A 16,137-nucleotide genomic window follows, 5' to 3' on the forward strand; every position below is an offset into this window, starting at 1 on the left:
TCTGTGGTGCAAGTCATACGGATGGGACTGTAGCTCAGTCGGTTAGAGCAAACGACTCATAATCGTTCGGTCCAGGGTTCAAGTCCCTGCAGTCCTACCATGGAGAAACGGCTTAAGCTAAGGCTTAGGTCGTTTTTCATATATTATTCCCATTTCGCTCCCAGAGTACCGCGCTTGCATCGCAGGCACTCGTCTGCTATTTTGCGTATAATAGTCTCGGATATCCGGTTCACGCGTGGCACAGGGCTAGGCGACCCGGTTTCCTTTACATCCATAGGAGATACATTATGAAGCAGGGTATTCATCCTGAATATGTAGCGACTGAAGTGGTCTGCTCGTGCGGTAACACTTTCGTCACTCGTTCTACCGTAAAGAGCGGTCATATCACCGCTGATGTGTGCGCTAAGTGCCACCCATTCTACACTGGTAAGCAGAAGATTCTGGATACCGGTGGTCGTGTGGCTCGCTTCGAAGCACGCTACGGTAAGAAGAACTAGCTCTTGTATCAAGCGTCGGCAGGTACGGCTTTACGCAGTAGTGTAAGGCCGTTTCGGCTGGCGCTTTTTCTGTTAGAGGGAAAATTGACCCACTAACGCATATATATACTCACGAAACGTAAGAAAGGTGCACACCAGTGGCATCTACCCAATTCCCAGCAGCAGCTCTCGCGCTCGAGGAATATAACGACATCGAAACTCAGATGAGCCAGCCTGATGTGGCATCGAACCCAGATAAAATGCGCAAGCTCGGCCGGCGTCACGCGGAACTCGGGCAGATAGTGTCCGTCTACCAGCAGTATCTGGACATTCAGGAAAACCTCGAAGCCGCACAGGAGCTGGCCAGCGAGGACCCAGATTTCGCTGAAGAGGCACAGCGTCTCGAGGCAGAACTGCCAGACGTGGAAGAAAAGCTGCGCGTGGCACTCATCCCACGCGACCCTGATGATGCGTCGGATACCATTATGGAGATCAAAGCCGGCGCAGGCGGCGAGGAAGCGGCACTCTTCGCAGGCGACCTCCTGCGCATGTACATGCGTTATGCGGAAAAGCGCGGCTGGTCGTATGAGATTCAGTCGCAGAACGGTACTGAACTCGGCGGCGTGAAGGACGTGCAGATAGCCTTCCGCGCGAAGGGTACCGTGGCTCCAGCAGACGGCGTGTGGGCGAGCCTGAAGTACGAGGGCGGCGTGCACCGCGTGCAGCGCATCCCAGTAACCGAGTCTCAGGGCCGTATCCAGACCTCGGCTGCAGGCGTTATCGTCTTCCCAGAAGCGGAAGAGGATAACGATGAGATCGAGATCGATCAGAAGGATCTGAAGATAGACATCTTCATGTCTTCCGGTCCTGGCGGCCAGTCCGTGAACACCACGTACTCAGCTGTGCGCATGACGCATATCCCTACGGGCATCGTGGTCTCCATGCAGGATGAGAAGTCGCAGATTCAGAACCGTGCAGCTGCACTGCGCGTACTGAAGTCGCGCCTGCTGGCTATGAAGCACGAAGAGGAAGCGGCGGCAGCTGCGGATATGCGCCACTCGCAGGTGCGTACTCTGGACCGTTCGGAGCGCATCCGTACGTATAATTTCCCAGAAAACCGCATCGTGGACCACCGCACGAATTATAAGGCGTATAACCTCGATGCTGTGCTCGACGGTGACCTCCAGGCCGTCATCGACTCAGACATTCAGGCGGATGAGGCCGAGCGTCTCGCCAGCCAGAACGGCGAGAAGTAAGGAAACTTGGTTCTCGTGACAGGGGAGGCTCCAGAAGAGCTGGTTTTTCACTCTGACATGCGTGTGCGCACTGTTCTTCAGCAGTGCGCACACGCGCTGTATGAGGCTGGAGTGGGATCTGTGGCTGGCTCGGATGCAGATGCGCAGGCAGTGGCTGCGCATGAGGCACGTGTGCTTTTCGCGGAGGCGTTCGGTCTTACGTCGTCGGATGTGCAGGCGGCTGTGCTCATGGATAAGCGTGTGGAGGAGCTGGGCTGGGCTGTGGGCGCGGGTGTAGGCGCGAGGGCGACGGAGGCTGCTACTTCCGCACGCATGGGCGAGTCCCTAAAGTTTTTTGCAGAATGGACCGGTCGGCGTGCCCGCCGTGAGCCTCTCCAGCACATCGTGGGACATGCACCTTTCCGCTACCTCGACCTGAAAGTGGGGCCGGGGGTGTTCGTCCCTCGCCCTGAGACGGAACTACTCGTGGATGAGGCTCTGGAGTATGCGAAATATGTGCGCGCTCGCCGTGCGCAGGAGGATGAGGGCGACGAGTGCGATGAGGGTGTCGAAGGCGCCGAAGGCGCCGAAAAGGCACGGCCACTGCGCATCGTGGACCTGTGTGCGGGCTCAGGCGCTCTCGGACTCGCTGCCGCTACGGAGATTCCAGGCTCAGAAGTCTGGGCTGTGGAGCTATCCGAGACCGCCTATGCGTATACACAGAAGAATGCGGATCTCGTGCGTGGTGCGCATCCGGATATGGCCATGTATTACGAAGTCATCCGAGCAGATGCCACGAGCCCGGATACTCTGAAGACGTTTGACGGTACAGTGGATATCCTCCTGAGTAACCCTCCCTATATTCCGCAGAAAGACATCCCGGAACAGATAGAAGCACGTGAGTATGATCCAGCTCTCGCACTCTATGGTGCGAGCGAGGATGGGATGAAAATCCCTGCAGCCATCATCCACAGAGCATCTATGCTCCTGAGGACCGGTGGCTTGCTCCTCATGGAGCACGACTGGCAGCAGGGGGAGGCCACGCGTGCGGTGGCAGGGGAGTGCGGCTTCGAGCAGGTACAGACGAAGAAGGACTTCGCGGGGAAAGACCGGTATCTGTATGCGGTGAAGAGCTCTTAGACACGCCCACCCTCACATCCGCGTGTCGCTGCACGGCGTGTCGCGCGCGGCTTTGCACACGGAGCCCGTGTACGCACTCGCACATTCCGCGAAAGCGTTCCACGTGCCAGATACCAGCGTGATCGGTAGATTATACACGAAAATTGTTACGACATCTATGTCTAGCCCCCGTAAAATGCGCTATAATAAAGCTAAGAGACGCTTTACGAAAAAACACAAAACATCGAAGGCGATGAGGGTTATGATACCGGTAACGAGATTATACACAGAAATGTTCTGTGACTTATACGGAACGATATTCGACATCCGTACAGACGAGGAGAGCCCCGTCGTCTGGGAAGAGATGTGCCGCTACATGAACGAGCGCGGCGCACGCTTCCCGGATGGGCATGAGCTCTTCGAGCAGTATAAAGAACTGATGGCGCAGGCGCAGAAAGCTGGCGAGGAAGCTCGCGGGCCGTTCGTCGAGGTAGACTTCGTGCCCGTGTGGAGCAGGCTTTACGGGCGCGGTCGTGCGCTCGTAGATGAGACGACGGCGTATGAGACGTCCACCTACTTCCACCAGATCAGCACTATTCTGCTCGAGCCGTATCCTAAGGCGCGAGAATTTCTCATCGTGCTCAGACGCAAAGGCATTCGTCCTGTCCTCGTCTCGAACGCGCAGGCATCCTACACGCGTCCAGACCTCTACGAGCACAGACTGACGGGTCTTTTCGACCGCATCTTCCTGTCCTCAGATTACGGCATCAAGAAGCCAGATAAGCGCTTCTTCGACGCTGCGCTCGAAGGCTGCCGCACGGAACGCTCGCACGTGGTGTACCTCGGAAATGAGATAGGCTGTGACATCTTGGGGGCTACGAAAGCCGGTCTGGATGCCATCTATCTGCACACGCCGCTGTCCGTGCCGGGAGATCCTGAGACTCATCCTGCTGCTGTGCTGAGTGTGGATGGGCCGGATTATGACGCGGTCCTGTCCTGGCTGTGTGACGAGGACGTGATGATGGTGGGAGATGGCACGGATGCGCGCATCGTTCCGCGCGAGGAGTGACTGACGACGAGACTGTAGACATGCTAGTATGGTGTGTGCAGGGGAGTTTCCTGCGCACACCATACTACGCAGACGGTTTCTCTAAGGAGGGGGCATCATGGTCCGCTCGAAGCTCGCACAGATACGGCAGGCTGTGTACGAGAAGTATCATCCGCTGACTCCACGTGTAGTGCTGGAATGCTTAGGTTTAGCGGCGTTTGAGGCCATCGGTCTCTTTATTTTCTATGCGTATCTTATCCATGGAGGACGCTTCGGTGAGACGCTCGTTTCGTGGACCACGTGGATGTGGATTATCTGCTTAGACGCGATAGGCTGCTCCACGTGGCTGCATTCCGAGCTGAAAAGATAAGTTTTTTGTCTTTTCGTGAGGTCAATTCTCCCTTTCCCGGGCTACACTAGCCTCATGAAGAGAATGATATCGCGCAGGACACTCGCACTGACCGTGCTTCTGTGTGCAGTGCTGTCCATGGTAGGTGCGGCACTTATGCCCGATGCGGATGCAGTGGTAACGAGCACGACGAATGTGCTCGTGGCATCGGCGTGGGGACTAGAGATAGCATCATGGGCAGGGACACCCATCCTCGCGTGGTTCGTCAGTGCACGCGTCTGGAGAATTCGCCAGGTATCAGCTCAAGGAGGACGTTCTCCATCTCTGCTCACTGGCCAGTATATAGGCGTCCTCACGCTGCTCGCGCTCGCCTGCGAAGCTCCCTATGATTATATTCGTTCAGGACAGTGGTGGGACGCGCGCTCGCAGAATCCTCTCTGGGCGGTGGTCATAGCTCTCGTGACGCTTCTCGTCTGGGATGCTGTGGAAGCATATGGGCCGAACGCGAAGCGTGCCACGCGTCTCGCAGTAGTGCTCACAGCTCTCGTCTGGGCAGTGGCATTCCGCGTGGCTGTATCGGTTACTCTTCTTACGCTTCTTCTTCTCCTCTGGCCTGTGGACTATACTATGCGCTGGAAAAAGTTCGCACTCGGCCGTCAGGCGGCATTCGTTCTCGCGTCGTTCGGTGCAGGAGGAACTCCGCTGATAGGAACGTGGCTCGTCGGTCATACGAAAAGTCATATGAAAAGCCATACGAAAATGCGCGCTACACGCACGAGCCAGTGGTTCCTGTGGTGGGCGTACCCACTTCTGCTCGTCGTGGGGATTCTTATCCGTATGGCCGTCTATACGTGGGTTATACCGCGGTTCGCGTAGTGCGATAGTGAAAAAGAAGGAAGAATTGACAGAAAAAAAGTATGGAATCCAGCCTGTCACAGACGAAACGCTGCGGATAGCTGAAGAGCTCATCCGCGCGGGCGAGGTCGTCGTCATCCCTACGGACACGGTGTACGGCGTCGTCGCAGACCCAGCGAAAGAGCAGGCCGTGGAAAAAATATTCCAGGTGAAGCACCGTCCGCATGAAAAAACGGTGCAGATTCTCGCCGCGAGCATGGAAGACACAGAAAAATTCGGCGTGCGCGTGCCGGATGCTCTCGTGCCAGTAGAAAAGGCGTTCATGCCGGGAGCTGTGAGCGTCATAGCGCGCGTGAATGACCAGCAGGACCAGCAGGAGCAGCAGACAGAGCGCCTCGCCACGGTACGCACGGAAGCGGACGGGAGCCTCACGCAAGCCGTCCGTCTACCGGATAACGAGGTGAGCCTGAGAATCCTGAGCGCTCTCGGGCCACTCGCTGCATCCAGCGCGAACCTGAGCGGGCAGGAAGCTGCTGCGAACGCGCAGGATGCGTACGCTCAGCTGGGAGATACGGTCGCTCTGTACCTCGACGGCGGGCCGACTCCCGGACCTGTGGCCAGCACAGTGGTGGCGTGGGATGAGGACTCTCAGCAGCCTATATTCCTGCGCGAAGGCGTCGTGCCATCTGCGAAGATACGCGCTGCTCTGGCGTAGAGTACTGGCATAGAGTACTGGCGCAGAGTACTGGCATAGAGTACGTCTGCTTAAGCGGAACGAGGCCGCCTGCTAGAGCGCGCGTGCTAGAGCGAGCCTGCTAGAACGCGTCTACTAGAGTACGCGTGCTAGCATAGAAGCACTATGAGAATCTACCTCTTCATCGCAGCTCTGGCCGGGGCAGTCACGTGGTTTATGACGCCCGTCATCCGTCAGCTCGCCTTCCGTATAGGCGCAGTGGGCGAGGTTCGCGCGCGCGACGTGCACACCGTGCCCACGCCTCGCATAGGAGGACTCGCCATGCTTAGCGGCGTGGCTGTGGCCTTCCTCATAGCCAGCAGAACGCCATGGGTAGAGAACCTTTTCGAAGAGTCCCACCAGCTGTGGGCAGTGCTCGTGGGGGCCATCCTCATCAGCCTCGTGGGTGTGGCTGATGACCTCTGGGACCTCGACTGGATGCTGAAGATGTCCGGACAGCTTCTCATATCCTTGCTCGTCTCCTGGGGAGGAGTGCGCATCGTCTCGCTGCCACTCGGGAACCTGTATTCTGTATCCACGAGCTGGTCCATAGCCATTTCGGCATTCCTGCTCGTCGCGTCCATTAATGCGGTGAACTTCGTGGACGGCCTGGACGGCCTGGCCTCGGGCATCGTAGCCATAGGAGGCATCGCTTTCGCTATTTATTCGTATATGCTCGCGCGCTCTACGGCGAACTTCGCGTCTGTGGCGCTCATCATCGACGTGGTTATAGTGGGCGTGTGCGTGGGCTTCCTCCTGCATAACTGGCATCCGGCGAGCATTTTTATGGGGGATTCTGGCTCCATGCTGCTGGGTTTTATGGTTACGTGTGCGTCCATAGTCATGACTGGCCGGCTCGACCCGAACGCGCATCATGTGAACGTATACCTGCCTGTCTTTATCCCTATTCTTCTGCCTATCCTCGTGCTGTTCCTGCCTGTCCTGGACATGGTTCTGGCCATTACGCGCCGCGTGAGTAAAGGTCTGTCGCCTATGCATCCGGACCGTATGCATCTGCATCATCGCATGCTGCGTATAGGCCATTCCGTGCGCTGGGCTGTGGGGATACTCTGGAGCTGGGCGGCACTGATATCCTTCTCCTCTGTACTGCTGCTGTTCTTTAGGATGCGGTACGTTTTCGCGTTCTTTGTGTGCGCGGCTGCTGTGCTGACCGTAGTGACGCTTTTCCCGTACTACCGCACTCGCTTTGCTGAGATCCGCGCTCAGCGTGCGCAGGAGGAGGAGGCTGCATGATGGCTGAATCTGCCGGATATACGATAGGCCGCGCGTTCACGCGTGCATGGTGGGTGACGGCTTTGGTCCATCTCGTGGTGCTCGGCGCTTCTGCCTGGTCTGGCTGGAGCATGGCCGGCTGGCTCGGGCTGTCTTCTGCTGGTGCTGGCTGGCTGCTCGCCGTTCTTTTTTCTGAGGTCAATTCTGCCATTATGGCCCTGCTCGACCACTTCCGCGTGCGCGCTCAGCAGTACCTCGTCCTGATGATGCAGCTGTGGGGTGCGAAGCTTCTCGTGGTCGTAGTGCTCGGTGGCCTGTACCTGCGCTTCGCCCCGTATCATCTCACCGTCTTCTGCTTCGTTCTCGTCTTTACGACACTCGTGGCCACGGTGAAAAACGGGATTATTAGTGCCTTTGCGAGGATACTGTAGGGGGAGTGTCTGCACACCCGTCTCAGCGCTCGTCTCAGCGCGACGCGAAACGGGGTGAAAGTCTAAGCGGGCGCATAGAGTAGTGCTATGGCTCAAGAAACATATAAACCACTTCCTAATCCATTTGAGAAGCTTGGTCTCGCATATGACGACGTATTGCTTCTTCCGAATGAGACTGATGTGATTCCTTCTGAGGTGGACACCACGACCCATCTGACGAAGAACATCACCATGAAGTCTCCAGTTCTTTCCGCCGCCATGGATACCGTGACCGAATCCGAGATGGCCATAGCTATGGCTCGGAATGGCGGAATAGGCGTTATCCATCGTAACCTCAGCATCGAGGATCAGGCGAAGCAGGTGGACACTGTAAAGCGCTCCGAGTCTGGCATGATCTCTGATCCTGTGACGGTGAATCCAGAAGCGACGCTTACCGACCTCGACCGCCTGTGTGGCCAGTATCGTGTCTCCGGTCTGCCAGTGGTGGACCATGATGACCGTCTGCTCGGCATCGTGACGAACCGTGACATGCGTTTCGTAGATCCTGCTGAGTTTGATACCCTGCGAGTGAAGGACGTGATGACCAGCGAAGGGCTGATCACAGGTCCTTCTAACATATCGAAGGATGATGCGCATAAGCTCCTGGCGAAGTATAAGGTGGAGAAGCTTCCACTCGTGGACGAGTCCGGTCACCTCACCGGCCTCATCACGGTAAAAGACTTCGTGAAGACTGAGCAGTATCCGAACGCCACGAAGGACGACCAGGGCCGTCTGCGCGTAGCAGCAGCTGTGGGCTTCTTCGGAGATGCATGGCAGCGCTGCACCGCGCTGGCAGAAGCAGGCGTGGATGTGCTCGTGGTGGACACCGCTCACGGCCACGCGAAGCTCATGCTGGATATGATTAAGCGCCTGAAGGCAGATCCTGCTTTTAAGAACATAGACATCATCGGCGGTAACATCGCGACGCGTGAGGGTGCGCAGGCGCTAATCGACGCTGGCGTGGACGCTGTGAAGGTGGGCGTGGGCCCAGGCTCCATCTGCACCACACGCGTGGTGGCAGGTGTGGGCGTACCACAGCTGACCGCAGTGTACGAAGCATCTCTGGCAGCTCGCGAAGCGGGCATTCCAGTGGTGGCAGACGGTGGTATCCACTACTCTGGTGACATCGCGAAGGCTCTCGTTGCTGGTGCATCCACCGTCATGCTCGGCGGCCTGCTCGCAGGAACCGAAGAAGCACCTGGCGAAAAGGTACTCCTGCACGGTAAGCAGTATAAGGTCTACCGTGGCATGGGATCTATGGGCGCCATGGCTCCACGTGGTAAGAAGAGCTACTCGAAGGACCGCTACTTCCAGGCAGACGTGACGAGTAACGATAAGGTGGTACCAGAAGGCGTAGAAGGCGAAGTGCCATACCGCGGTCCACTGAACTACGTGCTCTATGAACTGGTCGGAGGACTCCACCAGTCCATGTTCTACACGGGTGCACGCACCATCCCAGAGCTGCAGGAAAAGGGCAAGTTCATCCGCATCACGGATGCTGCTCTGCGTGAGTCTCATCCTCATGACATCGTCATGACGAAGGAAGCTCCGAACTACTCTGGATTTCATGAGTAGGTAGAGTTCTACGGACGAGGTGAGGCGAAGGCCGCGCTTTTCTGCTCGAGTACGAGCGGGGGAGCGTGGCCTTTTGTGTAGTGTGCGCACGGGGACGAGTGACGGGATGGCGTGTCTCAGAGGCCTCGGCTATACGGCGAGCGGCGTATAATGGAAAAGTACAGAGAAGTACGTAAAAGGAGTGGATATGCTCGCGTTAGAAGGCGATAATCTTGTGAATTACGCAGTAGGGCTCGACCTCGGTAACGGTTCTGTAGGATGGTGTGCTCTAAATGAGTCATATCGGCTTATTCGGGCGAAGGGTAAAGAGCTCATCGGAGCGAGACTTTTTAATCCTGCGAATACTGCGGAAGATAGGCGAATGCGCCGCACTATGCGTCGTCGTCTGTCTCGCAGACGCTGGCGTCTGCGTATGCTGGATGGTCTGTTTATGGATGCTTTGAGCAGTGTGGATTCGAACTTCCTGGTGCGCAGAAAGTACTCGTGGGTGCATAAGAAGGATCAGCAGAATCATGAAAACTGGTATGCTGGCGTACTTTTCGACTCGCAGGCTGCAGATAAAGAATTTTATGCGAAGTATCCTACCATCTATCACCTGCGTAAGGCTCTGATGGAGGACACATCGAAGCATGACATCCGCGAGGTGTATCTCGCTGTTCATCATATCCTTAAGTACAGGGGTAACTTCCTTACGGAAGGAGACCTGAACACGGATGATGTCTTCGATGATGCAGAGTTCATGGAGCTACTGAATCAGATCCTTAGCGATGCTCTTCGTGCGGAAGAAGAATCCGAGTGTGTCTCCGCGCGTACTGGCACTGTATACTCGGATATTTTGAATAATTCCCGTATGAATCGTACTGGGCGAGCAGAAGCTGCTGCAGATGCTGTGGATATTCTTGAGGGAGATTCGAAGCTCATTACGAAGATTCTGAAGGCAGTCTTTAAAGCCATCGTGGGGAATGCCGTAGACCTCGTGCAGATTTTTAACCTCACGGATGTGGATAAGGAGATAGCGAAAGAGCTGAAGAAGCTGAATTTTACGAGTGCTACGTATGATGATGACGTCCAGAACATTTTTGGCCTCGGAGTGCTGTCGGATGAGCAGACCGAGCTCGTCACGAAACTGTATGAATTCTACTCGAAGCTCGTTTTGAAGCGTATTCTCGGCTCCTACACCACATTCTCCGATGCGCAGATATCCTCGTATGAGGCGCATAAGCAGAATCTCGCGTACTTTACCGCGCTCGCTGCTCAGCGGAATGTAGAGAAGAAAGCATTCTCGCGGATGTATGAGGGGCTTCTCAGTTCGAGCGAGGAGACCCGCAAGGCAGCGAAGAAAGAGTTCGCTACGTTGCTTGCTGCCGTTCCTGAAGATGCTCAGAGGAAGGACTTCGAGAATGCTCTCGAAGAAGACCGTCTCTTCCCGAAGCAGCGCACGAGTGATAATGGCGTCGTGCCGTATCAGGTTCATCTCCAGGAACTCCATAAGATTCTGCAGAACCAGGGACAGTATTATCCGTTCCTGCTGGATACTTATGAAGTAGAAGGACAGCAGCTGAATAAGATAGAAGGTCTGCTGAAGTTCCGTGTACCGTATTATGTCGGTCCGCTCGTGTCTCCAGAGGATATGCAGGCGAATGGAGATAATGCTGAGAATCACTGGATGGTTCGGAAAGAGGGGCGTCGAGAAGCTATCACTCCATGGAACTTTAACGAGATAGTGGATAAAGATGCCTCGGGGCGGAAGTTCATTACGCGTCTGACTGGCTCGGATACTTTCCTCTTTGGTGAGTCGACTCTTCCACAGCATTCGCTCCTGTATGAAGAGTACATGGTGCTCAGTGAGCTGAATAATGTGCGTATGTCTGCTCGCGTGGCGAATCATTATGAGGATAAGAAGCGCGAGCGTCTGCGTTATGAGGAGAAGCAGATTCTGCTGAATGAGCTCTTTAAGACGAAGAAGAGTGTCACGAAGAAAGCAGCAGAGCAGTGTCTCATGAAGCATGGTATGGAAGATGTGCATCTCTTCGGGCTTGCAGATGAGAAGAAGTTCGTCAGCTCTCTGAGCACGTATCACGACCTCAGTTCTGTGCTTGGTCGCGCTTTCGTCGATGACCCGATGAACCGTGACCTTCTCGAGCAGATAGTGGAACTTCAGACAGTCTTCGAGGACCGTGGTCCGCTGAAGCATCAGCTCTCCCTCCTTGACTCCCTGACAGATGAGCAGATAGATAAGCTGAGTCAGAAGCACTACACCGGATGGGGGCGCCTGTCGAAGAAGCTTCTGGGTACGTCTTTTGTACGTAGGCAGCTCTTCTCGCTCGGTGAGATTATGGCTGCAGAACATACCATTATGGATGTGATGCGTGCTGAGTCGGTTAATCTCATGGAGATTATCCGTAAGCCAGAAACTGGTGCTCAGGAATGGATAGATGAGCAGAATAAGGGCTTGAACCTCAGCTCTGATCCTGAAGAGCGGCTGGGGGAGCTTATAGGCGACCTTGCGGTATCCCCGAAGGTGAAGCGCGGTGTCTACCAAGCTATCCGAGTAATCGATGATATCACGTGTGCAGTGGGGAATCCTCCACAGCGTATCTTCCTCGAGATGGCAGATGAAGTACAGGCCACCGGTCGTACATCGTCACGAAAGAATCATCTCGACGAGCTCTTTAAGAGCAGTTCTCTGAAGAAGGAGTTTGATGAAATCGCGAAACGCCTGATGAAGGAGACGAAAGACTCTGTCCAGAACGATAAGCTCTATCTGTACTATATTCAGCTCGGAAAAGATATGTATACAGGCGAGGAGATAGAAATCGATAGGCTTCAGGACTATGACGTCGACCACATCGTTCCTCAGGCTCTGACGAAGGATGATTCGCTGGATAATCGCGTGCTCGTCAAGCGTACGGCGAATGCCCGTAAGTCTGACTCGACTCTGTACACGACGGAGCTCGTTCAGACCATGTACCATCACTGGGCATTCCTCCATGACCACAAGTTCATCAGCGACAAGAAGTTCCGTGCTCTGACGCGTACGGATGACTACTCGCAGATGGAAAAGGACCGTTTCGTGAACCGCTCGCTCGTGGATACGCGCCAGATTATGGCGAACGTGTCTACCGTTCTGCGTGCGTACTACGAGCAGGACGTTGAGGTGTATACGCTGAATTCCGAGATTACGCACGACATGCGCAGCTACCTCGGATATGCGCAGAAGAGCCGCGAGATAAACGACTATCATCATGCACAGGATGCGTTATGCATCGCTTCTGCTGGTCAATTCATGGTGAACAGACAGTTCATGGAGAAAGGATCGGTCTCTGACGGTGTAGGACATTCCTATAATGTCTATCTGAATGACTACATCTCTCAGAAGCGGACCGAAGCGGAAGAAAAGGGCATGCGCTATGTTCGTGCCTTCGGCTTCGTGGTAGGATCCATGCGCTCTGTAAATGAGGATAACCGTGTGAATCCTCGCACGGGCGAAATAGTGTGGGACGAGTCTGATGCTGACTACCTTCGTCACGTCATGGCATATAAGAAGATGCTCGTGACGAAGAGAGTAGGAGACGTGAAGACTCACGCACTCTATAATGAGTCTCGATACGGGCGTGAGAAGACCACAGCAAAGACCATAGCTTTCGATAAAAAGCGCATGGCTACAGAGCTGTATGGCGGATTCGGTAGTCCATCGACGTCTTCTATGATGCTTGTGTATGTGAAGGGTAAAGCTCGCCTCGTTTCCATTACAGAAGCAGAACAGTCTGCTTTACGGCTGAGTGGTCAAGAAGCTCTTCCTCAGATACTTGATGCGCATGGGGTGAAGGGAGCTACGGTACTGCTCGACGAGATTATGCCGGGACAGCTACTCAAATATTCTGCTTCGTTGGTAACTATACCGTCAGCAGGAGAACTAAATAATGCTATACAACTATGGCTTCCGCAGAACGTGTATGCCGTGATCGATACTATCGTGAAGGCATCGAGCGAGGACGCATGTGCTGTACGGATACAGAAACTTCATGAAGATGAAGTGGACGTAGATGCTGAAGTCCGTTCTGCATTTGAGATGCTTCTACAGATCATAGATGCATACTTCCCACTGTATTCTGTACAGGGAAAGAAGGGCGCAAATCCGCTGGAACTCTTCATGGATCTCGAATTCACTGAGAAGCAGAAGGCTCTGAAGGGATTCCTGACAGGCACGCATGCTGGAGCGGGACGTGCCGATTTGAAGAATATCGGTCTATCTGGAATGTGGGGGCGTAAACAGATGACAGGTGAGTTGCAGGATATAGATGAATTCATCTTCCAGTCTCCTACGGGTCTTTTCGAGACTCGTATGTCCGTGGCTGAGCTGAAGAGAAGGGCAGGAGTGAAGTAGAAAATAGATGGTAGATACACTAATCCCTCTGAGGAGAGGGATTAGTGTAAAAGCCTTAAGGCTGGACTTAAAGTCCGAGGAAGCTCGACCGAGGTCTTGCTTTATTTCGATGTATGTCTAACGGATCAATGATTTAGACCTTTAGGACTGCGACCAAACAATCCTACGACTAGTATAACACAACTATGCGAAGGGAAGTACACAATGTCGTGGCGAAATGTCTTTGTGAGTAAGCACTCAAAGATATCGACGAAGATGAATCATTTGGTCATTCTGACGGATGATGATTCCTACCAGATACCGTTATCTGACATAGGAAACGTTATCATCGATACGACGCGTGCAGCCATAACCACATATGCTGTGGCTGAATGCATGGAAAAGAAAATAAAGATAGTGTTCTGCGACGCCCGGGGTATACCAGTAGGAGAGACGGTACCGTATGCAGTGCATGGTAATCGTGTGGTGAATATCCGCACACAGATGAATTGGCAGAAAAGCAAGCGTGATACTCTCTGGCGGACGATAGTCCAGGAAAAGATAGCGCATCAGGCGATACTCCTTAAAGACATCGAATGCGCGGACTGGGGAAGCGTGTACGCGCTCGCGGAAGAAGTACAGGAAGGAGATCCGAAAAATAAGGAAGCTGTGGCCGCACACATGTATTTTCCGCGCATCTTCACGTATGAATTTACGCGGTCGGACAGCTCCCATCCGATAAACGCTATGCTGAACTATGGGTATGCAGTTCTGCTCTCGGAAACGTGCCGGCACATCAGTGCTCTCGGATACCTCACTGAAATAGGCGTGCATCATGAGAGCGAGAAAAACCCGTATAATCTCGCATCGGATCTGATGGAACCGTTCCGGCCATTCGTGGATAGGGCAGTTTACGGGATGGACGTGAAGGAGCTGAATCCGAAGACGAAAGTGGAGCTTGTGAATCTTCTCCTCGAGGAGGAGCCGGGACTTCCGGGAAAACTGAGCAGGTCGATAGAATGCTTCGTACAGAGCTGTCTGCGCTATCTTGCAGAGGAGAATTGCGCGCTGCCATCACTGGGATTCTACTCATGAGGTACAGAGTCATGCGTGTGATAGTATTTTTCGATCTGCCGACGAAGACGGATGCTGAGCGGAAGATATACAGGCTCTTTCGTAGGTCCTTGCTTAAAGAAGGCTTTCTGATGATTCAGGAATCCGTGTATGTGCGGATAGCGACGAATCATGAGTCGGCGAGGTTTATAGAGAATCGGGTGGGAAGCCTTTCTCCTGATGTGGGGACGGTGCAGTCTCTCATCGTGACAGAAAAGCAATATGCGAGTATGAAGTTTCTCAGCGGTGAACCGAGTGGAGATATACGAAACCTCGATACGGGGACGGTGGTCATATGATATCCGTGGTGAGTATGCCTCCTCTCGAACCTTTTGAGCTGGGTGAAGGGCTGAATGTACTCAGCGTGTACAGTGCGCAGATACTTTTTAATCTTACGCAACTTCTGAAAGGGGATATGGAGAAGGGGAGTCTCTTCGATGAGAAGGGAAAACTCTGCGAGAAGGTGAGTGGTCAGATTCTGTTCATAGGGGATGTGGCAGGAGAGTATAGCTTTTCTGACTGGTTCATGAAGACAGCTCTGACAAAAATGCTGCTGAACTTTGATAGCGAGCAGCTCAAGATACTGCATGATGCTTTCGAAATGGGGTATTCCGTATTCGACGCTATAGCGCTGGATAGGATGCTGCCAGTGACAGTGTCGGGGGAATTTGATCCGAAAGCGATTCTCAGTATCTATAAGCCGACACTCGCCGTGCCGAATCCAGAAAACTTCTATGATGTACTACAGGCAGTGATAGACACTGCAGGAGCTCTGAACGAAAAACGGATGCTCGTGATGGTACATATAACTGAATATAGTACACAGGAGCAATTAGAATACCTTAGTAAAGACATTAAGAGGCAAAACCTACAGGTTCTATCTCTCGAACGGACTGACCATCTGTTCCGATTCGGCGAATCAGGCATAGGAAGAAGCTGGTACATTGACGAAGACTTTGTTCAATTCTCATGAATCGTTCAGGAAACGTTAAGGCTATCTGTTTCGGATGTCTGACGGATCAATGAGGTAGACCACCACTCTCGTGTCTACACTGCTTGCCACGTCGTTTCGGATGTCTGACGGATCAATGAGGTAGACCACCATACTGGATGAAGCAGATGTCCATGTATGGTTTCGGATGTCTGACGGATCAATGAGGTAGACCACAGTCTCGTCAGCGTCCGAACGGTTTCCGCAGTTTCGGATGTCTGACGGATCAATGAGGTAGACCACCTGCTGTGATTGATTTTCATCATTATAAAAGTTTCGGATGTCTGACGGATCAATGAGGTAGACCACAACGGGGGAGGAGAGCATAATTAATGCGGTGTTTCGGATGTCTGACGGATCAATGAGGTAGACCACAATCTCGGGTAAAAAAATTGTAGGGTTGCGGTTTCGGATGTCTGACGGATCAATGAGGTAGACCACTTAGACGCTTCCAGCGCGCACTATCTTTATGTTTCGGATGTCTGACGGATCAATGAGGTAGACCACCATCAGCCCACCACGAATAGCTAAACTTGTGTTTCGGATGTCTGACGGATCAATGAGGTAGACCACA

14 protein-coding genes, 1 tRNA gene and 1 CRISPR repeat array are annotated in these 16,137 nt (G+C 53.8%); all 15 genes read left to right on the forward strand.

Annotated elements, in window-relative coordinates; genetic code table 11:
* The first annotated feature begins 23 nt into the window (after positions 1-23).
* The 15 genes from ALMA_RS02015 (at position 24) to csn2 (ending at position 15,545) form a co-directional block, all read left to right on the forward strand.
* Positions 24-100, forward strand: a tRNA-Ile gene (locus tag ALMA_RS02015).
* A 187-nt stretch (positions 101-287) separates the two neighbouring features.
* Positions 288-497, forward strand: coding sequence for a 50S ribosomal protein L31 (rpmE, locus tag ALMA_RS02020; RefSeq protein WP_086106967.1), 210 nt, complete (start codon positions 288-290; stop codon positions 495-497).
* Between the two features lie 137 nt (positions 498-634).
* Positions 635-1,732 carry a peptide chain release factor 1 gene (gene prfA / locus ALMA_RS02025; protein WP_086106966.1) on the forward strand — a complete coding sequence of 366 codons (1,098 nt, stop codon included), beginning with the start codon at positions 635-637 and terminating at the stop codon, positions 1,730-1,732.
* A 57-nt stretch (positions 1,733-1,789) separates the two neighbouring features.
* On the forward strand, positions 1,790-2,851 hold the full coding sequence (gene prmC, locus ALMA_RS02030) for a peptide chain release factor N(5)-glutamine methyltransferase (RefSeq protein WP_094726191.1): 1,062 nt from the start codon (positions 1,790-1,792) through the stop codon (positions 2,849-2,851).
* Positions 2,852-3,122: 271 nt separating this feature from the next.
* Entirely contained in the window at positions 3,123-3,899 is a 777-nt protein-coding gene (locus ALMA_RS02035; protein WP_158520631.1) for an HAD family hydrolase, read from the forward strand.
* A gap of 97 nt (positions 3,900-3,996) precedes the next feature.
* Positions 3,997-4,248 (forward strand): hypothetical protein, encoded by a 252-nt coding sequence (locus tag ALMA_RS02040; RefSeq protein ID WP_094726155.1) that lies wholly within the window; start codon positions 3,997-3,999, stop codon positions 4,246-4,248.
* Positions 4,249-4,302: 54 nt separating this feature from the next.
* Positions 4,303-5,103 (forward strand): hypothetical protein, encoded by an 801-nt coding sequence (locus ALMA_RS02045; protein WP_148140233.1) that lies wholly within the window; start codon positions 4,303-4,305, stop codon positions 5,101-5,103.
* Between the two features lie 25 nt (positions 5,104-5,128).
* Positions 5,129-5,797, forward strand: a complete 669-nt coding sequence (locus ALMA_RS02050) for an L-threonylcarbamoyladenylate synthase (protein ID WP_244568819.1) — start codon at positions 5,129-5,131, stop codon at positions 5,795-5,797.
* A 144-nt stretch (positions 5,798-5,941) separates the two neighbouring features.
* The gene (locus ALMA_RS02055) at positions 5,942-7,069 is read left to right on the forward strand and encodes an MraY family glycosyltransferase (protein WP_094726157.1); all 1,128 of its coding nucleotides are present in this window, start codon (positions 5,942-5,944) and stop codon (positions 7,067-7,069) included.
* Positions 7,066-7,479 carry a hypothetical protein gene (locus ALMA_RS02060; protein ID WP_094726158.1) on the forward strand — a complete coding sequence of 138 codons (414 nt, stop codon included), beginning with the start codon at positions 7,066-7,068 and terminating at the stop codon, positions 7,477-7,479. Before ALMA_RS02055 ends, ALMA_RS02060 begins: the two co-directional genes overlap by 4 nt.
* An 87-nt stretch (positions 7,480-7,566) precedes the next feature.
* Positions 7,567-9,093: an IMP dehydrogenase gene (guaB, locus tag ALMA_RS02065; RefSeq protein WP_086106960.1), complete on the forward strand. Its 1,527-nt coding sequence runs from the start codon at positions 7,567-7,569 to the stop codon at positions 9,091-9,093.
* Between the two features lie 187 nt (positions 9,094-9,280).
* Entirely contained in the window at positions 9,281-13,480 is a 4,200-nt protein-coding gene (gene cas9 / locus ALMA_RS02070) for a type II CRISPR RNA-guided endonuclease Cas9 (protein ID WP_094726159.1), read from the forward strand.
* Between the two features lie 204 nt (positions 13,481-13,684).
* Complete coding sequence (gene cas1, locus ALMA_RS02075) at positions 13,685-14,554, forward strand: type II CRISPR-associated endonuclease Cas1 (protein ID WP_094726160.1); 870 nt, start codon at positions 13,685-13,687, stop codon at positions 14,552-14,554.
* Between the two features lie 11 nt (positions 14,555-14,565).
* The gene (gene cas2, locus ALMA_RS02080) at positions 14,566-14,871 is read left to right on the forward strand and encodes a CRISPR-associated endonuclease Cas2 (RefSeq protein WP_086114761.1); all 306 of its coding nucleotides are present in this window, start codon (positions 14,566-14,568) and stop codon (positions 14,869-14,871) included.
* A 14-nt stretch (positions 14,872-14,885) separates the two neighbouring features.
* Positions 14,886-15,545, forward strand: a complete 660-nt coding sequence (gene csn2, locus ALMA_RS02085; protein ID WP_244568830.1) for a type II-A CRISPR-associated protein Csn2 — start codon at positions 14,886-14,888, stop codon at positions 15,543-15,545.
* A 27-nt stretch (positions 15,546-15,572) separates the two neighbouring features.
* A CRISPR array of direct repeats spans positions 15,573-16,136; the repeat unit is 36 nt; unit sequence GTTTCGGATGTCTGACGGATCAATGAGGTAGACCAC.
* Position 16,137: the final 1 nt, after the last annotated feature.

Source organism: Alloscardovia macacae (genome assembly GCF_002259705.1).
Taxonomy (GTDB): Bacteria; Actinomycetota; Actinomycetes; order Actinomycetales; family Bifidobacteriaceae; genus Alloscardovia; species Alloscardovia macacae.